This is a genomic window from Ottowia sp. VDI28 (assembly GCF_049532675.1).
In the GTDB taxonomy this organism is placed as follows: Bacteria; Pseudomonadota; Gammaproteobacteria; order Burkholderiales; family Burkholderiaceae_C; genus Ottowia.
Map to the genome: position 1 here is coordinate 5,713,377 of NZ_CP149820.1, position 21,871 is coordinate 5,735,247.

A 21,871-nucleotide genomic window follows, 5' to 3' on the forward strand; every position below is an offset into this window, starting at 1 on the left:
CTCCAGGACTTCGCGCCGGGCTCAGAGTTCTTATTTTTTACAGCGTGCCGTAACTGTGCAAGCCGCTCAGGAACATATTCACGCCGATGAAAGCGAAGGTGGTCACCGCAAGGCCAGCCAGTGCCCACCATGCCGCCACCGAGCCGCGCAGCCCTTTGATGAGACGCATGTGCAGCCATGCCGCGTAGTTGAGCCACACGATCAAAGCCCAGGTTTCCTTGGGATCCCAACTCCAATAGCCGCCCCAGGCATCTGCCGCCCAGAGCGCCCCCAGCACCGTGGCGATAGTAAAGAAGGCAAAACCGAGCGCGATGGATTTGTACATCACGTCATCCAGCACTTCGAAGCTGGGCAGGCGCTCGGCAATGCGTTTGCGGCCCAGAAGGATGCCGCCGATGATCAGCGCCGCGACAATCGCATAACCGAACCAGTAGGCCCCGCCGGCTTCACCCACGCCGCGCTGGCGGAAAGCAATGGGCACAAAGCACAAGGCCACGCCGAACAGCCAGATGGGCGTCAGCTTGTACCAGCGCGTTTCAGCCACTTGCTGCTTGATGAGGTAGGCAAACGCCACCATGGCGGCCAACGCGAAAGTACCGTAGCCGATGAAGTTCGCCGGCACGTGCAGCTTCATCCACCAACTCTTCAGGGCTGGCACCAGAGGCTGGATCTCGTGCGCGTCGCGCACCAGCGTGTACCACAGCAGGAAACCCACCGCCGCGCTCACGACCAGCATCACGAAGGCACCCATGGCGCGGGTTTTGTACTGCGCTTCGTAATAAAGGTAGAAGAGCGCGGTCATCCAGCAGAACAGCACGAAGACTTCGTACAGGTTGCTGACCGGAATATGGCCGATATCCGGACCAATCTGGTGGCCTTCGTACCAGCGCACCATCGTCCCGACGAGCGCCAGCGTGACAGCCGCCCAGGCCACCTTGGAGCCCAGGCCCTCGAACGCGGCGGCCTGCCCACGGGAGAACATGCCCACCCAGTAGAACACGGTGCTCATGAAAAACAGCACGCTCATCCAAAGGATGGCGGACTGGCTGGAGAGGAAATACTTGAGCCAGAACACCGAATCCGCGCGCCGGAGATCACCCCGTCATAGGACGCAATGGCCAGCAGTGACAGCGCCGCCACGACCAGCATGAGCTGGCGCAACGGCCGCCAGAACCACCCCAGCCAGATCACCACCGGCACGGTGCCCGCCAGGATGGCTTTTTCGTAGACATCCATCGCTGCGTGGTACTTGGAGAACGCGAACAACGCGCCGACCACGGCCAGCAGGGCAAATAGCCAATCCCCCCAGTTGCGGCGGCTGAAATAACCTTCGTTCAGCGTCAACGCGCTGGCGGGGGAAGCAACGGTGCTCGTGGTGTTCATGGCCAGTACCTCGGGAAATCTGTGTCTGATTTCATGGAGACGCAAGCAGCTTCTGCCGAAGCTGGGCGAGTTCGCGGTCAGCGTCCAGGGTTTTACGATTGAAAGAGAGCGCCATGATGGCTTGTGTGCCCGCAAGGCCAGCACCTTGCGGCGCCAGCCATACCCACAGCCGCCGCTCGCGCACGTAGAGCATGGCAAAAACCCCCAAAATGAGCAATAGGCAGCCCAGATAGACCACGGTCTTTCCGGGGGCACGGGCCACCTGGAACACGCTGGCCTGCACTTGCGTGAAATCCGTGAGCTCCATCGCCACCGGCGCGGGGTAGAAATTGATGTCCGAAAGTGCCAGGATGGCTTGGTTCAGCCAGCGGCCGTTGGCCTCGTTTTCGGCCAGCGGCGGCTTGCCCTGCTTCTGGCGCGAAAGCGTATTCAGCTCCAGGAGAGTGCCATTGAGAATGCGCAGCAGCACGCCGGCCGCCTTTTCACGCTCGCCCTCAGGCACGGCTTCTTCCATGAAATCGGAAATAGCCTGCAGGCCGCCCTTCTGCTCACCCTTGATGGCTTCAGCGCCCGCGAACAGGTTCAGTGCGCGCGCCGCGGAGATCGCCAGTTGCTCCGTCAGTTCCGGACGGCCGGGCTCCACGGCCTTGGACGCATAGTTATGCACGGCACGCTCACGCTGCGCCGGGTCGAGCAAGGCTTCGCGCATCCCCATGAACCCCTGCATGGAGCCATCTTCGTCAGCAGGTACCCTCAGGTAGCGGAACTGCTCGGCCGGGGTGTCGCGCACGCCGAGCAAAAACACGGGCGTGCCGTCGCCCGTGTCCACCGGGAGCATGTAATTGTTGAATTCGCGCGCCTGGCCGGACGCATCGCGCAGCTTGTAACTGATGCTGGGGCCAACGTTGCGCAACTCCTGCTTGTTGACGCTCTTGTCTGCCGCGCCCAGGCGATCGTTCAGCGACTGGCGCAGGTCCACCTTGCGCACGTCGACCCCCGAGCCTTCCCGGGTCATGTTCTCCACGTTGATGACGCGCAGCCCGGTGTACTCGAGCGTCAGCTTCTCATTGCCGTTGGTGATCTCGGAGGAGCCGCCAATCTGCCCTTCGATCTCGAACGGCTTGCTGGCTGCCGCCATCGGCACCGCCCGCAGCTTCACGCGCGAGCCGCCATCGTCGAAACTGCTCTGATAGATCTGAATGCCCTTGAAGCTCGCAGGATGGTTGACCTCCACGCGCGCCTCTTCCTTCTCGCCGGTGGCTTTGTCGTGAATGACGATATCGCTGGCGAACAGCTTGGGCATGCCGGTGGAGTAGTACTCCACGATGAACTTCTTGAGCTCGATCGCAAACGGCAGCTCCTGCAACAACACGCCATCCGATTGGCTCAGAATGGCGGTGCTCGACTGCGAGCCCTCCGCCACCACCAGGTTACCCCGGAAAGTGGGGTTGTTCTCGGGCAGGCGGTGCTCAGGTTTGACTTCAGAGACCAGCCCACCGCCGGTATAGACCGATTTGCCGCCAAGCCAGGTCTGCGCGCGCACGATCAGATCGCCATCGAGCAAGCCCCCCAGACACACCAGCACGATGGCGCTGTGGGCCGCGATATAGCCAATGCGGTTGGCACCGCCCGCCTTGGCCGCCACCATCCAGCCTTTGTGATCGGCCCCTGCATCGCGCTCCTGCAGGCGCACCTTCCAACCGCCGCCAGCCAGCATCTGGCCGATGCGCTGCGCCTCGGCTTCTGGCGTGCCCGCCAGATGCCCCTGAGCTTTGTGATGAAAAGCCTGGAGGCTTTTTTCGCGGATGTTTTCCTTGTAATTCTTGAGATCGGCAATTATCTTCGGCGTATTGCGCGCAATGCACAGTGAAGTGCTCACCACCAGAAAAGCCAGGATGAGCAGGAACCACCAGGCGCTGTAGACGGCATTGAGCTTGAGCGTGAGAAACACCTCTGCCCAGAACGGCCCGAACTGGTTGGTGTAGTTGACGGCTGGCTCGTGCTGCTGGAGCACGGTGCCGATCACCGAAGCAATGCAGATGATGGTCAGCAGCGCGATCGCGAAACGCATGGACGACAGCAATTCCATTGCCGTGCGCCACGCGGGGAGCCGCCTTGCGGCTCGAAGCCTTCCGTAGTGATCGTTGCCATGCCAGTTGAAATCCGCCTGCCTGCTACTTCTTCCTGCTTCTGCGCTGCGCATGCGCAGCCGTGTTCACGGCATTGGAGTGCCGCACGTGCGTTTTGGTTTCACCCAAGCGGCCAATTTCTTGTTTTGCGCCACTTTTCAATAAAAAACCGCGCTGCGGCTAAGGAATTTTCCTTAACCTCGGGCGCGGTTCAGCCTGGAACTCGACGAAACCAGGCACGCCAGTTGCGCGATTCAGCGCAGACCGGCAATGTAGTCCGCCACTGCCTTGATCTCGCGGTCGTTCATCTTGGCAGCGACATCATGCATGACGGCATTGTTCTTGCGCGCGCCGTCGCGGAACGCCATCAGCTGCGCAGCGGTGTATTCAGCATACTGGCCGGAAAGGCGCGGATACTGAGCCGGAATACCGGCGCCATTGGGGCTGTGGCAGCCCGCGCAGGCCGGAATCGTGCGATCGGCGATGCCGCCACGGTAGATGCGCTCGCCGAGCATCACAGTGTCTTTGTCCTTGGCGAAGCCAGGTTTCGCCTTTTGCGAGGCCAGCCACCAGGAAATGTTGCGGGCATCGGCTTCGCTCAGCGCAGCGGCAAAGCCTTTCATGACGGCGTTGTTACGCGCGCCACTCTTGAACTCCAGCAATTGCTTGAGCAGGTATTCAGGGTGCTGCTGCGCCAGCTTGGGCTGCGCCGGCACGGTGGAGTTGCCATCGGCGGCGTGGCAAGCCACGCATGTGGCTGCATAGCTGGCGGCGCCTTTGACCAGATCGGCCTTGGGAGCAGCAGGTGCATCAGCGGCGGAAGCAGAGGCCGCAAGCAAGGTGGCCGTGAGCAAAGTGGCGAGCGACTTCATGGGCGATCGTCTTCTTGAATGGTATTCGAGGGAGCCAGTGCACCCGAAGGGATGGATGCACCAAACCTTGTGATTCTACAATGCCCACCAACGGCCAAGATCTCCCCGCTTTCTGCGCTATTGCCTGCGCCCACTTCCGCACGGCTTCCCGCGCCGCGCTCGCCCCTGAAATATCATGACCCATCCGCCACGCCCGCCCCATTCCGCCACGCCGCCCGCCGACGAGGCCGCCGCGCGTGAAGCGCTTGGCTGGCTGCACACGGCACGCTTTCTGACCACCGCGGCGCAACTGGACCAGTTGCCGCCGCATACCGTGCCGGAAATTGCCTTTGTCGGCCGCTCGAACGCCGGCAAATCCACGGCCATCAATACCCTGACGCAGCAAAACCAGCTCGCCTTTGCCTCCAAGCGGCCGGGCCGCACGCAGCACATCAACCTGTTCTCCCTGGGCCGCCAGGGAGAAACCGACGCCGTGCTGGCCGACCTTCCCGGCTATGGCTATGCCGCCGTACCGCAAGCCGACAAGCGCCGCTGGCAGCAAGTCATGGCCAACTACCTGGTCAGCCGGGAGAACCTGATTGGCGTTGTGATGCTCTGCGATCCACGCCATGGCCTGAAGGAGCTGGACGAGGTGCTGCTCGAAGTCATCCGCCCGCGCGTGGAAGAAGGCCTGAAGTTCCTGATTCTGCTGACCAAGGCCGACAAACTCACGCGTTCCGACCAAGCCAAAGCACTTTCGATCGCCAGGCTGCAGGCAGGAGGCGGCGACGTGAAGCTGTTTTCCGCCCTCAAGCGCCAGGGCCTGGAAGACGCCGCGCTCTGGCTTCGGAAGCTGGTTCCGGCAGCTTCGGCCTAAGCTTGTAGGTTGGGCTGACGAAGGAAGCCCAACATTCGGCGCCACCATTTCACCGCGGCCTGTTGGGCTTCCTTCGTCAGCCCAACCTACGAACTCCGCTCGTCAACTCGCCACATCCGCCCCACGCTCCACCAGCAACGCCCGCAAGATCGAACGGTGGCAACGGGCCTCATCGGCGCAATAGCACCCTACCGAGAAATTCGCGCCATGCGATAGCGCCGCCAGCACATCCAGCGTGCGCGCGGCATCCGGCTCGGCCATCTCGCGGCGGAACAGCCGGGTGAACAAAGCCCAATCCTTCGTGGCCTTGGCAGCATCCGGCTCATCGTGCGTGGAAAGCGCCAGCTTCATGTTCTCAATGCTGGGCGAAAGATTGGGATACCACACGTCATACCAGTTGCCGCTGGCAAACTGGGCCTTCGGCACCCCACGCGGCGGCCGCCTGACGGTGCCGATCCTCACGCCTTCGTCCTCGGTACGCGGTGTCCCCAGGCGGACAATTCGGATGCTCATGCGGCTCCCCTTCTTTAGAAAACCATCCTACGATAGCAAAGTCATCACCCATTGCACAACGCAGAATCCATGATCGACACCTGGATAGCCGAACTCCCCCAGGGCATGCGCCTGAGCTGCCGGAGCACCGGCACGCGCGGCCGGCCCGTGTTGCTTTTTCTGCATGGTTTTCCCGAAGCGGCGTTTGCGTGGGATGACCTGCTGGAACACTTTGCGCAGCCCGAACATGGCGGCTACCGCTGTGTGGCCCCCAATCTGCGCGGCTACGAAAAATCCAGCGCACCGCCTGAGCCAGCCGCCTACCGCCCGAAATTCCTGATGGAGGACGTGGCTGCCTTGATCGCCCAGGAGTGCGGTGAAGGCGGGCAACTGGCCTGCCTGATCGCTCACGACTGGGGCGGCGCGCTGGCGTGGAACCTGGCCAGCGCGCGGCCGGAGTTGATGCAGCGCCTGGTAATCATCAACTCGCCGCATCCGCAAACCTTTCTGCGCGGTCTCAAGAGCAGTCCCACGCAGCAAGCCGCCAGCGCGTACATGAACTTTCTTATCCGCCCCGACGCGGAGCGCCTGCTGGCCGCCAACGATTTCGCCCGGCTGTGGCCATTCTTCGATTCCATGGGCGCTTCTGGCACTACGGCGCCCAGCGCGCCCGCCTCTTTGCCCGATGGCGCCGGCTGGATGACAGACGCCCTGCGCGCCCAATACCGCGCGGTATGGAGCGGCGATGGCTCTTCGCCTGGTGCCGGCCTGACGGGCGGGCTGAACTACTACCGGGCCTCGCCCCTTCGCCCGCCGCGTGAAAACGACCCCGCAGCGGCCAGTATCGAACTGCCGCCCGAGGCTTTCACGGTCACGATTCCAACACTGGTGCTATGGGCCATGCAGGACAGCGCGTTGCCGCCCGAGTTGCTTGACGGGCTGGAGCAATGGGTGCCACGGCTCAAGCTGACACGCATCGAGAGGGCCACGCACTGGGTGGTGCATGAGCAGCCCGCGTGGATTGCCGGGGAGATTAAGGGTTTTCTGGGAAATTGAATGCCGTACGAGCGGGTTTCAAACCCGCCCCGACCAAGCTCCGCCCTACCCCACCCGCTTCATCAGCTCCAGTACCGCCGCTGACTGATTCATGGTGTAGATATGCAGTGCCGGCGCGCCACCCGCTGTCAACTGCTGGCACAGATTGGCAACGACATCGGCCCCAAAGTCCTTGATGGACGCCACATCGTCGCCGAACGACTGCAGGCGCATGCGAATCCACCTCGGCACCTCCGCGCCGCATGCGTCGGAGAAACGCAACAGCTGTGTGGAATTGCTGATCGGCATGATCCCAGGCACGATCGGCGTCTCGACACCACGCTGGCGCAACTCCTCCACGTACCGGAAATAGGCGTCCGCGTTGAAGAAATACTGAGTGATGCCCACGTCTGCCCCCGCCTTCACCTTGGCCTCGAAGGCCTCCAGATCGGCCTGAGGCGACCTGGCCTGGGGGTGCACCTCAGGATATGCCGCCACCGCGACCTTGAAGGCATCGCCAGTCTCGGCGCGAATGAACTCCACCAGATCGCTGGCATAACGGAACTCCCCGCCCAGGCCGTAGCCGCTGGGCAGATCGCCGCGCAGCGCCACCACGCGCTGAATACCGGCGGCCCGATAGCCCGCAAGGCGCTCGCGGATCGAGTCACGCGTCTGGCCGATGCACGAGAGATGCGGCACGCCGGGTACGCCTTCGCCAATGATCTCGCGCACGGTACCCAAGGTGCCCTCTTGCGTGGATCCGCCTGCGCCGAAAGTCACGGAACAGAACTCGGGTTTGAGCGCATACAACTGCTGCCGGGTAGCGCGCAGCTTCTCGGCGCCCTCGGGGGTCTTGGGAGGAAAAAACTCCAGGCTCAGGGAAAGGCTCATGATGCAATCGGTATAGGGGGTGCCGAAACGGCGTAAATAAAGAATTCGCGGTTGCCGTCGCCGCCCGCAATGGGGCTACCGAACCAGCCTGCGACAGCCAGCCCGGCCTTGGCGCAGGCCTCGCGTAATCGTTGCTCCACGAGCGGATAAAGCGCCGCATCGCGCACGATGCCGCCCTTGCCCAACTGCCCCGGCTGCAGTTCGAACTGCGGCTTGACCAGCATCAGCAACGCGCCACCTGGCGCAAGCAGCGGCACCAGCGCGGGCAGCACCAGCGTGAGCGATATGAAAGACAAATCGCCTGTCACGAGATCGAAGCTGGTGGAAGCCACGCCCGCGGCCGTCAAGCTTGGCGCGCTCAAATCCCTGGCGTTCATGCCTTCGAGGCCCTGCACGCGAGGGTCGGCACGCAGCCTGGGGTGCAGTTGGCCATGGCCCACGTCTACCCCCACCACGTGCGCGGCGCCCTGCGCCAGCAGGCAATCTGTAAAACCGCCCGTGGATTGGCCGACATCCAGGCAATGCCAGGATTGGATATCCAGCGCGGCCTGGCGCAAGGCGCCTTCCAGCTTCAACCCGCCACGAGAAACGTAGCGCGCCTCCGCGACATCGAGCAACTCGATCTCGGCGTCCAGAGGCAAGTCATCGCTCTTGCCCAGCGGCCGCCACCCATGGCGGGCACGCCAACGCCCGCCCGCCGCAATCAGGCGCTGTGCCTGGCTGCGGCTGGCGGCCAGGCCGCGCTCAACGAGAAGTTGGTCGGCCCGCATGAACAGGGCTCAATAACGGTAGGTGTCGGGCTTGTACGGGCCAGCCTTGGACACGCCGATGTAGGCCGCCTGCGCGCTCGACAATTCCGTGAGCTTGGCGTTCAGCTTGGCCAGTTGCAAGCGTGCCACCTTCTCATCCAGATGCTTCGGCAGCACGTAGACCTGCCCCACTTCGTAGTTCTTCGAGTGAGCGAACAGCTCGATCTGCGCGATGGTCTGGTTGGCGAAGGAAGACGACATCACGTAGCTCGGGTGGCCCGTGCCGCAGCCCAGGTTCACCAGGCGCCCCTTAGCCAACAGGATGATCCGCTTGCCGCCCTTGAAGATCACGTGATCCACCTGCGGCTTGATTTCTTCCCACTGGCACTTTTCCTCCAGGCTGGCCACGTCGATCTCATTGTCGAAATGCCCGATGTTGCAGACGATGGCCTGATCCTTCATGGCCTTCATGTGCTTGAAGGTAATGACGTCCTTGTTCCCCGTGCAGGTCACGAAGATGTCGGCCAGAGGCGCCGCATCTTCCATCGTGACCACACGGTAGCCTTCCATGGCGGCCTGCAACGCGCAGATGGGATCGACTTCAGTCACCCAGACCTGTGCAGAAAGGGCGCGCAGCGCTTGCGCCGAGCCCTTGCCCACGTCGCCATAACCGCACACCACGGCGATCTTGCCGGCCACCATCACATCGGTGGCGCGCTTGATGCCGTCCACCAGCGACTCGCGGCAGCCGTAGAGGTTGTCAAACTTGGATTTGGTGACGGAGTCGTTGACGTTGATGGCACGGAACATCAGCGTGCCCTTAGCCGACATTTCCTTCAGGCGATGCACGCCCGTGGTGGTTTCCTCGGTCACGCCCAGGATTTCGGCGCTCTTGCGGCTGTACCAGGTGGCATCTACCTTGAGCTTGGCCTTAATAGCCGCGAACAGGACTTTTTCTTCCTCGCTCTTCGGATTGGCGATCACCTTGGGATCGGTCTCGGCCTGCTTGCCCAGGTGCATCAGCAGCGTGGCATCGCCGCCATCGTCCAGGATCATGTTTGGGCCTTCGCCCTTGGCGCCTTTCTTGCCGAAATCGAAGATGCGGTGGGTGTAATCCCAGTAATCCTTCAGCGTTTCGCCCTTGATGGCGAACACCGGGGTGCCGCCCGCGGCAATGGCTGCCGCCGCGTGATCCTGGGTGCTGAAAATGTTGCAGGAGGCCCAGCGCACCTGGGCGCCCAGCGCTTGCAGCGTCTCGATCAGCACCGCGGTCTGGATCGTCATGTGCAGGCTGCCGGCAATGCGGGCGCCTTTCAAGGGCTTGGATTTGGCAAATTCCTCACGGATGGCCATCAGGCCGGGCATTTCCGTTTCAGCGATCTTGATTTCCTTGCGGCCCCAGGCGGCCAGCTGGATGTCTGCAATGGCGCTATCAGCGGCTACGGGGTTCTTCAGGCGTGCGTTCATGGTGGCTCCAAAACCAACTTGTGTTGAACCACTGGCAAGACAGAGCATGAAAAAGCTCACCGCACTGCTTGTAGTGGATGAGCGTCGTTGCAAAGACAGGTTTCCGAGCCTCACGCCTGGCAATGAAAGCAGGCGCTGCAACGCTCCTCGGAATGCCGCGATTATAGAAGAGGGCGCGAGGTTTGGTGCAGTGTGTGCGGGGGGCAACACCGGTTGCCTGCCCCAGCCGGATTCCGGTTGCTTCCCTCGGCCCTGGCCTTTCGGAAGAAATATGGGCGAATTTGCCCGAAAATACCCCTTTTTCCTGGCGCGACGCCATGGCCTGTCGCACCTCTTCGCTTTTCACCGGAAACCGTTTTGTCCATCGCCTCTGAAACCCGGCGCCGCCGCACCTTTGCCATCATCAGCCACCCCGACGCCGGCAAGACCACGCTGACCGAGAAACTGCTGCTGTTCTCCGGCGCGATCCAGATCGCCGGCAGCGTGAAAGCGCGCAAGGCCAGCCGGCATGCCACCAGCGACTGGATGGAAATCGAGAAGCAGCGCGGCATCTCGGTGGCATCTTCCGTGATGCAGATGGTCTACCGCGAGCACGTCATCAACCTGCTCGACACGCCCGGCCACAAGGACTTCTCCGAAGACACCTACCGCGTGCTCACCGCCGTGGATTCGGCCCTGATGGTGATCGACGCCGCCAATGGTGTGGAAGCGCAGACGCGCAGGCTGATTGAAGTATGCCGCCAACGCGACACCCCCATCATCACCTTCGTCAACAAGATGGACCGCGAAGTACGCGATCCGCTGGACATCATGGACGAAGTGGAGCGCGAACTAGGCATGCCCTGCTGCCCCATTACCTGGCCGGTGGGCCAGGGCAAGACCTTCGGCGGCATCATCAACCTGCGCACCAAGAGCATGACGGTCTTCCAGTCCGGCAGCGAAAAGCGCCCCCAGGATTTCGAGGTCATTCCCTTGAGCGACGCCGACAAGCTGCGCGCGCGCTTCGGCCAAGCCTTCGACGACGCCATGGAAAGCATGGAGCTGGCCGTGGGCGCCTCCGCCGAATGGGACCATGAGGCCTTCCTCGCCGGCAAGCTCACCCCCGTGTTCTTCGGCTCCGGCGTGAACAACTTCGGTGTGATGGAAGTGCTGGACGCGGTGGTCGACATGTCGCCCTCTCCCGGCCCGCGCAAGAGCTCGCTGCTGGTGAACAAGCAACCCGTCGAGAAAATCATCCAACCGAGCGATGAAGGTTTCTCGGGCGTGGTCTTCAAGGTGCAGGCCAACATGGACGCCAACCACCGCGACCGCATCGCCTTCGTGCGCGTGGCCTCTGGCCAATACAAGCCCGGCATGCGGATGAAAGTGCAGCGCACCGCCAAGGAACTGCGCCCCACCAGCGTGGTCACTTTCATGAGCCAGCGCCGCGAAGCGGTGGAAGAAGCCTATGCGGGCGACATCATCGGTTTCACGACGCACGGCGGCGTGCAACTGGGCGACACCATCACCGATGGCGCCAACCTGCAGTTCACCGGCCTGCCCTTCTTCGCACCCGAGATGTTCATGACCGTGGTGCTCAAGAATCCGTTGCGCACCAAGCAGTTGCAGCAAGGCTTGCTGCAGTTGGGCGAGGAAGGCGCCATTCAGGTTTTCAGGCCTGAAGCTGGCGGCAACATGCTGTTGGGTGCGGTGGGCCAACTGCAGTTCGAAGTGGTGCAGCACCGCCTGGGCACCGAATACGACTGCGAAGTACGCCTGGAAGGCTGCCAATACACGGGAGCGCGCTGGATCACCGCTGATACGCCTGCCGAGTTACGCCAGTTCGAGAACGCCTACCCGCTGCGCATGGCAAGGGATGCAGCAGACACGCTGGCTTATCTATGCACCAGCCCCTATGACGTGCGGCTGGCGCAGGAGCGGTTTCCGAAGATCCATTTCCATCCGCTGCGGGAGCATGCGGGGTTGGCGCTGCAGTCCAGCTAATAGCTTAAGAAGCTAGGGAGCGCCTTCCGCACGCAGCATCACCGGTACGGCGCTGCTCCTCAAAGCCGATTCTTGAGCCGCAACGCAGGTTGCTCAATCAGCTTCCACGAGAACCACGCCAGGATGGTGGTGATCAGCGTAGCCAGGCCCAGCCCCCAACCGAAAGGCAAGCGGTTGTCGCTCAGCCAGATCACCGTCTGCTGCACAGGGTAGGCGTAGATGTAGAGTCCGTAGGACACGTCGCCGAAGCGCCCTGCGCGCTTCAGGACCGGCAATGAGCCGGTTCCAAACAGCACGGCGATCACAGGTACGCCCAAGGTGTAGGCGATCTCGGGCATGCCGCCATGCCAAAGAAGCAAGATGGCCGCTATGGCGGCGAGCCAGATCCAAGGGCGCCGGGATTGCCACAGAGCGCGCAGTTGGTACATGGCAGCTGCGCAGAAAAACACAACTCCCATCTGCAACTGCATCCGGATTGGCTGGTCATACCCGGTTTTGAACAAAAAGAAAAACCAGATCGCGAATACAACGAACGCCAATGGCAGCAAAAAATTTCGGCGCATCAGACCCAGCACGCCGACGACCATCAGCGCCAGATAGCACCGGATCTCGAAGGGAATCGTCCAAAGCGAACCGTTGGCGCTCTCTGAGATGGGATTGCCGGCAAAAACACCTGGCAGTTGACTCTTGAATTCCCAAAAACTCAACTGCGACAGGTAGTTCCAAGTTAATGGAGAAGCGAAGTACTCTCGCAGGCCAAGTTGACTAACCATGGGGCCAAGCACCAGCACCACCAAGACGCAAGCGACCAGCAAGCCCGGCCAAATACGCAGCAAGCGCCTTACGGCAAAACGCCACGCACTCGGATCATGCATCCAGCTGCCAGCCACCAGGAAACCACTGATCGCAAAAAAGACCAGTACGCAAAAACCACCGAGACTGACTCCCAGCATCACGGGTTCCGGCCTGCCCGTCAGCGAGAACTGATGGCTCACCAGCACGCCGAAAGCAGCTGCTATCCGTAGGAAATCGAAATTGTTGTCTTTGTGCGAAAGCAGCTGCATAAGGAATATGGGGGAAACCGTCAGAGGGGCAAAAGCGACTTGCCCAAAAATACCATCTTTCTCATTTTGGGCACCATAACCTTCCCTACCTCTTCGTTTTTCACCGGAAGTCGTTTTGTCCATCGCCGCTGAAATCCAGCGCCGCCACACCTTTACCATCATCAGCCACCTCGACGCCGACAAGCTGCGCGTACGCTCCGGCCAGGCCTTCGACGACGCCATGGAAAGCATGGAGTTGGCCGTGGGCGCCTCCGCCGAATAGGATCACAAGGCCTTCTTGGCAGGCAAGCTCACCCCCGTGTTCTTCTGCTCCGGCGCGGACAACTTCGGTGTGATGGAAGTGCTGGACGCGGTGGTCGACATGTCGCCCTCTCCCGGCCCGCGCAAGAGCTCTCTGCTGGTGAACAAGCAACCCGTCGAGAAAATCATCCAGGCGAGCGATGAGGGTTTCTCTGGCGTAGTGCTCAAGAATCCGGCGTACCAAGCAGCTGTAGCAAGGCTTGCTGCGGTTGTGCAAGGAAGGCGTCATTCAGGCCTTCAGGCCTGAAGCGGGCGGCAACATGCTGCCAGGTGCCAAATATGACTGCGAAGTACGCCTGGAGGGCAGCCTTCACTTCCATCCGCTGCGGAAGCATGCGGGTTGGCATTGCAAACAGGAATCTGATCAGCCTTTAGGTTTACTGAGGCGCTTGGCTTACAGAAGAGCGCCCCATATTGCGCCTGTGGAAGAGGCGTGTCACGAACCAGCGCGACCATTGATGCAGTGGTATTTCGATCAAACGGAAATACACCCACGACATAGCAATGCATGTACTGACATAAAGTAGCAGCGACAGTTTGCCGCCGCCAATCCACAGCAGTCCACCCAAGCGAGGAAACAGCAGCCCATACAGAATGACAAGAAGGGGGATGTGCAGCAGATACAGCGCGTATGAGGCGTCCCCCAGCTTCTGCGTCAGCCGGAAAAACCATGAGCGGCCTTCAGGGACGATGACAGCCACTGCAACCCATCCCAAGGCCGCACTACCAAACAGCAAAGCACGTTCTGGGTAATACAGGTAGGCTGCCATTCCAACCCCTTGGAGTCCACCCCATTTCTGCGTATACACGCTGGCGGCGGTCATCACCATGGCAAACGGGAACCAGAACAGCAGGCGCTGCCGAGGAAAACGCTGCAGGAACCCATTGAGCAGATAGCCTGCCATGAACTCAAGAATGAGCGGAGAAGTCAGGAAAGTGTCAAAAACCAGCCGCCACTGGGTCGAATTGTCCGCCCGATAAAAACCTTGCTGATGACGCACTAACACGTACAGAGCCAAGAGAATAAACAACCCGGAAATAACTGCCATGGCTCGACGGCTGGTCAAGCACAGGATGCCGCCAATCAGAAGATAGAAAAGCAATTCATAGGTGAGCGTCCATGCTACGTTCAGCAAATACTTTTCTTGCGGCAACAAAAAAAATGAAGCCCAGCGGCTAATTTCCGGTCCCTGAAAAATTCCCAACCAAATACTGAGAAACAGGATAAGAAAGAAAGCGGGCCAGTATCCGGTATAGATCCTAAGAAATCGTCTGACGATAAATTCAAGTCCGGCCAGCACTCCTCCATGACTCTGCCGGGCCGTTTGCGCCATGATGAAGCCGCTGATGACGAAGAAAATATCCACTCCACTGAAGCCATACATCGAGAGCTCTGTAATAGCCTCTGGAATGCGCGCATAGTGAGCAGGATGCACGTTCGGTGGCAGCGTATGGTGCATCAGCACCATGAATGCAGCCACAAATCGCAAAGATTGGATGTTCTTGATAACCAAAATCGCCCCTCTAACCTTCTAATTTTCGCCGACCAGCACCAGTACCAATAAAAACTTGAAGCGACCTGAATTTGGTCGTTTCACAGGATCTTTACGCTCACCATGCAAAAAGTTCGTGTGCCGTCCCCCAAGAGAAGACCGGCAAAAAAACAATCTCACCAGCAATTCGAGATTTAGCCTGAGCTCCCGAGCAAGCTTTCCGCGAAATAGCATCCGTGGCGAGCGTGGCCATGTTCAAGGTATCGTTGAACAGTAGCATAGTCGTACTGATGCCGACCAGATTCCGTCTTGCTCTTCGCACTTTGACCTCGAGGATTTACCTCAGCCTCGCCATGCAGGGGTGGAGCCACGATACGGCGCACTCGCTGCAATAGCCTGCTAACTTAAAATCGATTGCTCAGGTTTCATATGCCAATTTACAGCTAGTCTGCATCAGCCTTACCCAGCAAACGTGGAAGAAGTCCGCGCTGCACCATCGCATCCACAATTTCGCCTTTTGGTTTTTTCTCGCCTGATATGTTCGCAACTGTCGTCATTGAGAGCCTGTTGCACGGTAAACGACTGCAACCGTGCATGCCACCCTCGGGGCACTCTACCCGTCCCCTGCGAGTTCACTCCCGGTGGCGGCAAGGGCCTATGAAATTAGCGCCATGGGCCAATCCAGCTCATTGACGCCAGCGCCCATGACGACCTTAACGTTCACCGGACAGCGGCAGGCTCCGGCACTGCGCTGGATTGTGGCTGGCCTGATTTTGCCGCTGATCATTTATGCAGCGCGTGCCATACCGACGCTCGCCGATCCGGCTATACCGTTCGATACCGAGCACACCTATCTACCGTTGGCACGCCGGTTGCTGGAAGCGCCGCTCGCCTTCTGGCACAACCCCGACGTACTCCGCACCGCCCCAGGTGCATTCGTCTACATGGCGCTGGCGGGAGCCGATATTGTTACCATCAAATCATGGAATCTAGCACTAGCCCTTGCCGCTGTCGCATTGCTTTTTGATGCAGCGCGACGCATAAGCGGGCCATTGGCGGCTGCATCAGCCGCTTGGCTATGCGCACTGTCGCCAACCCTGATTACCTTGAGCGTCTGGCCGATGGTGGAGCCGCCGTTCTTATTTCTGGTAGCGCTATGGTTTTGGGCCTGCGCCCGGAGCCTGTCCTCTGATACACCAGCCAAAGCAGCAGGCATATCGCTTTGGGTCGCTGGCGCAGCCCTTGCGCTAGCTACGCTCACCCGCGCCACATACATGTACTGGATACCCGCTATCGCTTTTGCTTGCGCGATAGCGTATTTATGGCTCCCGGGACAACGCCAGATCTGGCGCAAGTTGATCTGGATGCACCTGATTGCCTTGACCTGTGTTGGCGGCTACATAGCTTGGAATGCGAGCGAGTTTGATAAGCCTGCCATCGCCACCGGTGCTGGTGCAGCCTTGTATTTCGGCAGCAATCCCATGCTTCAGGGTCAGGAGCCGCCTTTCTTCGGCCTCATTCACGATAGCAACAACGTTACTGATGATCTGGGACACCTGTCGATAGCAGGTGATGCCCGGCTTATGGCCGCAACGAAAACCATTCTCACCACTTTGCCTGCGCTTACTCTCGCTGAGATGTACGCCCACAAAGCGGCCACTTTGCTTTTTTTCAGCAAAAGCCACCTGGGTCGGTACATAGACCGAGTCTGGCGCGTGGCATTGCTCATACTGGCGATGTGTGGAGCTTGGTTTGGCCGGCGCAATCCCGCCGTTTGGGTGCTCGCGGGAGCCGCTTTTTACCAGTGGGTCGTTCATATCCCAGTGCTTTACAACCCGCGTTACAGCATTAGCGCCCTGGATACAGCACTCACTCTGCTGGCGGCCATTGGAATCGGATTCGCATGGCAAGCAAGCCAACGCAGGCGCCTGATCCCTGGTATTGCCATCGTCATTGCAACGGCTGTATTTGCTGGCGCCTGGCATCAACGTTACAGTGCACCAGCCCTACCTCGGCTGGACTTGGTGCCCCACCAGCGCCTTCAAACGGCAATGCCATCCGACATTTCCGTCGATGGCATGCAAGGCACCCCTTTTCAAGGCGATGGTGCGATCTCTCCTAAAGGACGGTTCTCGATTGTGTGGCATGGCAAATTTGGCGACCTGGATGGCACAACGTTGATTCAGCTGAAAGTAGGCAAGATGAGCGGTACTTGCACGCGTGCCCTACTGACTGGCATCAACCAACGAGGGGAAGAACGCACCGCCTACATTCGCTTGATCGAATGGAATGGCAAGCCAGATCTCGCTTGGGGGCTCGCCTATGCAGCCTCCCATGGACCTCTCGATCAGCTGCGTCTGGATTTTGAATGCACGGCGAACACAGAGGCGCGCTTTTCAGGCATGGGCCTTTACGAAGCCAGCCTCGGCCGCCGAGTGAAAGATCGTGCAATTCAAGCCCTCCAATAGGCCCTTCATTTCGGATGCGCAAGCGCCAACTCCACTATTTCCTTACCGCAGCCTGGCTCGCATTCGTGCTCGTCAAGGCGACTAAGCGGCTGATACAGTTCTTTCCCTCGTCCGAAGTCGAACTCAATGGCGATGCGTATTGGACCTATCTACCCAATGCGCGCAAACTGATCGAGCATCCGTGGACATTTCTGACCACAGATCCTTCCAGCTACTATGTGGCGCCGCTGGGATACATATGGCCCGCGATCTGGGGCACGCAACCGGCGCTCATTCAATTGGCCAATTGCGTATTGTTTCTCGCCTGCATCCTACTGATGTGGCGCAGCGCCAAGCTGTTGGGGGGCTGGTGGGCTGGCGTTGTCGCCACTGCATTGCTGACATTTCATCCTGATCTCGCGACCTACGTCCCGCAAGTTCTGACCGAATCGATCTACCTGTTCGGGCTGATGTTGTTTACTGCCGCAAGCGTAGAGTACGCAGTGAGGAGAACACGGCCAAGGTTGTCCCTTGGGGTCGCCGCATTGGGACTGGCGATCACCTTGCTTTCACGCCCTGTCTTGCAGATATTTGCCCTCGGCGTCTTGATCATAGGCCTAAGCCTGTGGGCGGCCTCTGCTCCTTGGAAGCCATCACCAGGGTCCATCAGAGCCATGCTGTCCCGCGCTCTCGATCGCCGGGTATGTCTAGCGCTCCTGGCAGCGCTGGCGCTTCCCGCAATCGTTGTTGTCAAGAACGGCTTGTGCTTCGATGTATGGGGTATGGGGACCGGTGCTGGATCGGGCCTGTACTATGGCGTCAGTCCATTCAAAACGGGGCTGGAGCCAGTGTATTCAGGCTTTAATTACGATGCGAGTATTACACCGCTGACTGTGTCGCCCGAAACCAAAGGACACCCTCTTACCCTGGAGGCTGATCGAATCAACGCTCGCGTCGCGATTGGAATCATCGAAGGCACATCCCTGCCAGACAATGCCGCCTTCTTCGCTCAGAAACTTAAGGCTTGGCTGCTGTACAGCACGCCTGAATTGCGCCTGTCCCACAAGCTACGAAGCATCAGAACATTCGAATGGCTGGTGATCGGATTGGCTGCGCTGGTCTTGATAGTTTCTGCCATTCGCCGACCGATAGGCACTGACGTTCGTTTGCCGGGCTCTACTGAAATGGAACAACCAAGGCTCGCCGTCTTGAGCGTGTTAATGCTGGGAGTATTCGGCATGGCACTGCAGCTCACTCCAGTGCTCTACAACACGCGCTACAACGCCTTTTTTCTGGAGCCTTGGCTAATGTTATTGGCGGGCGTTGGCACTGCCATTCTGCTGCAGCGCCCGGTACCTACTGCGAACTCCAGCCGTGTGCCGGCTTCCCGCTGGCTCCTCTGGCTGGCCGTAAAAGCTGTCATCGTGCTGGTGTTGGCAGGGATACCGTCTGCGCTGACCCGGTATTCACTTAGCCACGAAACCTGGGGCATGGATCCCTATCGGCCAGGACCAGTTGCGGTATTGCTGGACCGGGCCTCCATGAGTCCCCTCCGAGCCACTCAAGCCACATCATCAAATGGCACTCGTTGGCAGTTGGAAACCAACCCGGCCACATTGAACCTGCCCCTGCACGTCACAACCCCCGAGGCTCTGGCACCGAGCCAGGTTATGGACGCCATGTGGCGATTGCGCTTTTCCGTGACCCCGCCTGCCGGAAAAACTCCGAACACGTGCAGAAAAGCGATGTTGGCCTTCTCCAAGGCCTATCCGGCGCGAGACTGGTATGAGCCGGAACCAGCACTTTTCATAGAGTTGGACGGAGCCATGCATACTTACGCGATCCACGGCAACGATCAACTCCGGCCTGCAGGAACGGGCGAACTGTCCATTACATTTAGCTGCCCACCGGGCACAATCGTGACCTGGGCTGGCGCCGAACTACTGAAGTCGACCCTGCCTGAAGCCGCACGCGCCTTGATTCATCAAAATCAACCTATCGACCCGTATCTTCGCCGCGACCCTCACTGATCGGCATCAGGAACAGTCGCCAGACCACTCCCATCTTTGCCATGAATCCGCTGCTTACCAGTATCACCGTCCTCTGCGTCCTCGGTATTTCGCTGGGACAACTGCTCTTCAAAAAAGCTGCGCAGTCCATTGCCGACGCTGCAAGCTGGCAACAGTGGGTCTTCAACGGCTGGCTCATTGCCGCCTTGGCGTTGTATGGCATCACTACGCTGGTATGGATCTGGGTGCTGCGCCATGCCCCGCTGCATATCGCCTACCCGTTCATGGGATTGGCCTTCCTGATCGTGCCGGTCTTGGGTTGGATGATGCTGGGCGAAGCGATTACCTGGCAGACACTGGCGGGTGGCGCCCTGATCCTGGCAGGGGTCACGCTGGCTTCCGTGGGGGGGCATGGCTGATATGAGCACTTCACTACGCATTGCCGTCGCCATTCCCTGCTACAAGGTCCGCGCCCAGATCCTGGGCGTGATTGCCGCCATTCCGCCTTCGGTGCAGCGCATCTATGTCGTAGACGACAAATGCCCACAAAACAGCGGTGCGCTGGTGCAGAGCGAGTGCCACGATCCGCGTGTGCGCGTGATTTTTCATGAGGAGAATCAAGGCGTCGGGGGGGCCATTGCCAGCGCCTATCGGGCGTCGCTTGAAGAGCCTGTGGATGTTGTCGTCAAAGTGGATGGCGATGGGCAGATGGATCCCGCTCTGATCCCGCATTTCGTGCGCCCCATCGCGCGAGGTAAGGCCGATTACACCAAGGGCAACCGGTTCTACCGGCCCGAGTCGCTAAGGGGCATGCCGCCGATACGGCTGTTCGGGAACGCCGCGCTTTCATTCATCAACAAGCTGAGCACGGGGTACTGGTCCATCATGGACCCCACCAATGGCTACACGGCCATTCATACCAGCGTGTTGCGCGAGCTGCCGTTGCATAAACTCGAGAAGCGCTACTTTTTCGAGACCGACATGCTCTATCGGCTCAACACCGTTCGGGCGGTAGTGCGCGACGTGCCCATGGATTCGGTATACGCCGACGAGGAATCAAGCCTGAAGGTCTCCAAAGTGCTGCCGGAATTCATGGTCAAACATGTGTCCCGGTTCTTCAGGCGCTATGTCTATCTCTACCTGCTGCGCGATTTCAATCTGGGCAGCCTTTACAGCATCCTCGGCGTATTCTTGTGCCTGCTGGGTGCGATTTTTGGTTTGATGCATTGGGCGATGAGCGATGCGACTGGCCAGCCTGCCACGAGTGGCACTGTGATGCTGGCGGCGCTACCACTCATCATTGGCATTCAGTTCTTGATCGCCTTCCTGCACCATGACGTGGAACGAGTGCCAACCGAGCCGCTCTCCGTCGATCTGGCAGACGATTCCTGAAGACGGATCAGCCATGACGCTTCGCCATAGCTTGCTGTGGTTCGGGGTGGCGGGGATTCTAGGCCTCGTCGTGGATATTGCCGTGCTGACGGCTTTGCGGGATGTGCTGGGCGTTTATGGCGCGCGGGCGGCTTCTTTTCTGGCAGCCGCCACAGCGACCTGGCTGGTCAACCGCCACCGATCCTTCGCCGGGCGGTCTGCCGGTGTCGGCATCTGGCAGGAGTATCTGCGGTACCTTGGGCTCATGCTGGGAGGCGGTCTGGTCAATCTGGCCACCTACTCCTTCTTGGCCTGGCGGTTCTCCCAAACGCCGCTGTGGCTGGCTATTTACGTGGGGGCTGGAAGCTTGGCGGGCATGGCAGTCAACTACCTGGGGGCCAGCCAGTGGCTGTACCGCCACAAGAATGGAGAGTGACTTGTGCAAGCACAGCATGCCTCAATAGGCTTGGTCCCTCTGACCCAACGTCCCGCTGGGTCTTGGCGCCACGTACTGGGCGTTTTCACCGACATCGACGACACGCTCACAAGCGAAGGTGCCATCACGCCTGACGCTCTGGAAGCACTAGGCCACTTGCACCAGGCCGGCCTGCACGTGATTGCCATTACGGGCCGGCCGGTGGGCTGGAGCGAGCCATTTGCCCAGAGCTGGCCGGTGGACGCGATCGTGGCGGAGAACGGCGCGGTGGCGCTGGTGAAGCAACAGAAGCTGTACCAAGCGGATGCGCCTACGCGTACGGGCAACTTCGCACGCCTGCAGCATGTGGCGGCCTGCGTGCTGCGCGAAGTGCCTGGCGCGGTTCTGGCGCAGGACTCGGCGGGCCGCGAAACCGATATTGCCGTTGACCATAGTGAGTTTGTTCATCTCAATGAGGCTCAGATTGCCGAGGTCGTGGCGGTGATGCGGCGCGAGGGCCTCAATGCCAGTGTGAGCAGTATCCATGTGAACGGGTGGATCGGCTCACATGACAAATGGCAGGGTGCTCGATGGATCACGCGCACGCTGTTTGGCCGAGATCTGGCGGCCGAGGTGGACCGCTGGGTTTATGTGGGCGATTCGACCAATGACCAGGTGATGTTTCAGCACCTGCCGCAAAGCGTGGGGGTAGCCAACATCAGGCGCTTTGAAGCAGAGTTGCGGCATAAGCCGCGCTACATCACGCAGGGAGAGCGTGGAGCGGGGTTCGCGGAGATGGCACGGGCGCTGCTGGCGGATCGGCGGCTGTAGGGGGTAGGTTTATCGCATGGGCATGAATGCCCACCTGCGGTGCTGATTTCGAGAATGCCAAGCTGGAGCTTGGCGGTCCCAGGG

At 60.1% G+C, this 21,871-nt stretch carries 17 protein-coding genes, 2 pseudogenes and 1 riboswitch; of the genes and pseudogenes, 10 read left to right on the top strand and 9 right to left on the bottom strand.

Features of this window, described 5'->3' with window-relative positions; genetic code table 11:
• Positions 1-37: 37 nt before the first annotated feature.
• The 3 genes and pseudogenes from ccsB to WJU18_RS27095 all read right to left on the bottom strand — a co-directional run bounded on the left by ccsB (position 38) and on the right by WJU18_RS27095 (position 4,384).
• Positions 38-1,383, bottom strand: a pseudogene (gene ccsB, locus WJU18_RS27085) (c-type cytochrome biogenesis protein CcsB).
• A gap of 31 nt (positions 1,384-1,414) precedes the next feature.
• Positions 1,415-3,454 carry a cytochrome c biogenesis protein ResB gene (locus tag WJU18_RS27090; RefSeq protein WP_423457110.1) on the bottom strand — a complete coding sequence of 680 codons (2,040 nt, stop codon included), beginning with the start codon at positions 3,452-3,454 and terminating at the stop codon, positions 1,415-1,417.
• Positions 3,455-3,766: 312 nt separating this feature from the next.
• Positions 3,767-4,384, bottom strand: a complete 618-nt coding sequence (locus tag WJU18_RS27095) for a c-type cytochrome (RefSeq protein WP_423457111.1) — start codon at positions 4,382-4,384, stop codon at positions 3,767-3,769.
• 175 nt (positions 4,385-4,559) lie between these two features.
• On the opposite strand from WJU18_RS27095, the gene yihA reads away from it, so the two are divergent.
• Positions 4,560-5,240, top strand: coding sequence for a ribosome biogenesis GTP-binding protein YihA/YsxC (gene yihA, locus WJU18_RS27100; protein ID WP_423457112.1), 681 nt, complete (start codon positions 4,560-4,562; stop codon positions 5,238-5,240).
• A 102-nt stretch (positions 5,241-5,342) separates the two neighbouring features.
• On the opposite strand, the gene WJU18_RS27105 is transcribed toward yihA, so the two are convergent.
• Complete coding sequence (locus WJU18_RS27105) at positions 5,343-5,753, bottom strand: DUF488 domain-containing protein (protein WP_423457113.1); 411 nt, start codon at positions 5,751-5,753, stop codon at positions 5,343-5,345.
• A gap of 69 nt (positions 5,754-5,822) precedes the next feature.
• On the opposite strand from WJU18_RS27105, the gene WJU18_RS27110 reads away from it, so the two are divergent.
• Positions 5,823-6,788, top strand: a complete 966-nt coding sequence (locus tag WJU18_RS27110) for an alpha/beta fold hydrolase (protein ID WP_423457114.1) — start codon at positions 5,823-5,825, stop codon at positions 6,786-6,788.
• A 45-nt stretch (positions 6,789-6,833) separates the two neighbouring features.
• Here WJU18_RS27110 and metF read toward each other — a convergent pair whose 3' ends face one another.
• Genes metF through ahcY form a run of 3 tightly spaced genes read right to left on the bottom strand, consistent with a single transcriptional unit; the run spans position 6,834 to position 9,874 of the window.
• Entirely contained in the window at positions 6,834-7,658 is an 825-nt protein-coding gene (metF, locus tag WJU18_RS27115; protein ID WP_423457115.1) for a methylenetetrahydrofolate reductase [NAD(P)H], read from the bottom strand.
• A complete protein-coding gene (locus WJU18_RS27120; RefSeq protein WP_423457116.1) occupies positions 7,655-8,428 on the bottom strand; it encodes a TlyA family RNA methyltransferase in 774 nt (257 codons plus the stop codon). The genes metF and WJU18_RS27120 overlap by 4 nt, the downstream gene beginning before the upstream one ends.
• A 9-nt stretch (positions 8,429-8,437) precedes the next feature.
• Positions 8,438-9,874 carry an adenosylhomocysteinase gene (ahcY, locus tag WJU18_RS27125; protein ID WP_423457117.1) on the bottom strand — a complete coding sequence of 479 codons (1,437 nt, stop codon included), beginning with the start codon at positions 9,872-9,874 and terminating at the stop codon, positions 8,438-8,440.
• A gap of 72 nt (positions 9,875-9,946) precedes the next feature.
• Positions 9,947-10,029, bottom strand: a riboswitch (S-adenosyl-L-homocysteine riboswitch).
• 202 nt (positions 10,030-10,231) lie between these two features.
• Between ahcY and WJU18_RS27130 the strand changes: the two genes are divergently transcribed.
• Positions 10,232-11,857, top strand: coding sequence for a peptide chain release factor 3 (locus tag WJU18_RS27130; protein WP_423457119.1), 1,626 nt, complete (start codon positions 10,232-10,234; stop codon positions 11,855-11,857).
• Positions 11,858-11,916: 59 nt separating this feature from the next.
• Here WJU18_RS27130 and WJU18_RS27135 read toward each other — a convergent pair whose 3' ends face one another.
• A complete protein-coding gene (locus tag WJU18_RS27135; protein WP_423457120.1) occupies positions 11,917-13,044 on the bottom strand; it encodes an acyltransferase family protein in 1,128 nt (375 codons plus the stop codon).
• A 13-nt stretch (positions 13,045-13,057) separates the two neighbouring features.
• Between WJU18_RS27135 and WJU18_RS27140 the strand changes: the two are divergent.
• Positions 13,058-13,390 (top strand): annotated as a pseudogene (locus WJU18_RS27140) (peptide chain release factor 3); the annotation flags it as partial.
• 208 nt (positions 13,391-13,598) lie between these two features.
• On the opposite strand, the gene WJU18_RS27145 reads toward WJU18_RS27140, so the two are convergent.
• Positions 13,599-14,735 carry an acyltransferase family protein gene (locus WJU18_RS27145; RefSeq protein ID WP_423457122.1) on the bottom strand — a complete coding sequence of 379 codons (1,137 nt, stop codon included), beginning with the start codon at positions 14,733-14,735 and terminating at the stop codon, positions 13,599-13,601.
• Between the two features lie 650 nt (positions 14,736-15,385).
• Here WJU18_RS27145 and WJU18_RS27150 point away from each other — a divergent pair.
• From WJU18_RS27150 to WJU18_RS27175, 6 genes are read left to right on the top strand one after another with little or no spacing between them, the layout of a single operon-like run.
• On the top strand, positions 15,386-17,182 hold the full coding sequence (locus tag WJU18_RS27150; protein ID WP_423457124.1) for a hypothetical protein: 1,797 nt from the start codon (positions 15,386-15,388) through the stop codon (positions 17,180-17,182).
• A gap of 14 nt (positions 17,183-17,196) precedes the next feature.
• Entirely contained in the window at positions 17,197-19,191 is a 1,995-nt protein-coding gene (locus WJU18_RS27155) for a hypothetical protein (RefSeq protein ID WP_423457126.1), read from the top strand.
• A 41-nt stretch (positions 19,192-19,232) separates the two neighbouring features.
• Positions 19,233-19,589 (top strand): EamA family transporter, encoded by a 357-nt coding sequence (locus WJU18_RS27160; protein WP_423457128.1) that lies wholly within the window; start codon positions 19,233-19,235, stop codon positions 19,587-19,589.
• A 1-nt stretch (position 19,590) separates the two neighbouring features.
• Positions 19,591-20,562, top strand: coding sequence for a glycosyltransferase (locus WJU18_RS27165; RefSeq protein ID WP_423457130.1), 972 nt, complete (start codon positions 19,591-19,593; stop codon positions 20,560-20,562).
• Positions 20,563-20,575: 13 nt separating this feature from the next.
• Positions 20,576-20,977, top strand: a complete 402-nt coding sequence (locus WJU18_RS27170) for a GtrA family protein (protein WP_423457132.1) — start codon at positions 20,576-20,578, stop codon at positions 20,975-20,977.
• A 3-nt stretch (positions 20,978-20,980) separates the two neighbouring features.
• The gene (locus tag WJU18_RS27175) at positions 20,981-21,787 is read left to right on the top strand and encodes an HAD family hydrolase (protein WP_423457134.1); all 807 of its coding nucleotides are present in this window, start codon (positions 20,981-20,983) and stop codon (positions 21,785-21,787) included.
• The last annotated feature ends 84 nt before the right edge of the window (positions 21,788-21,871 follow it).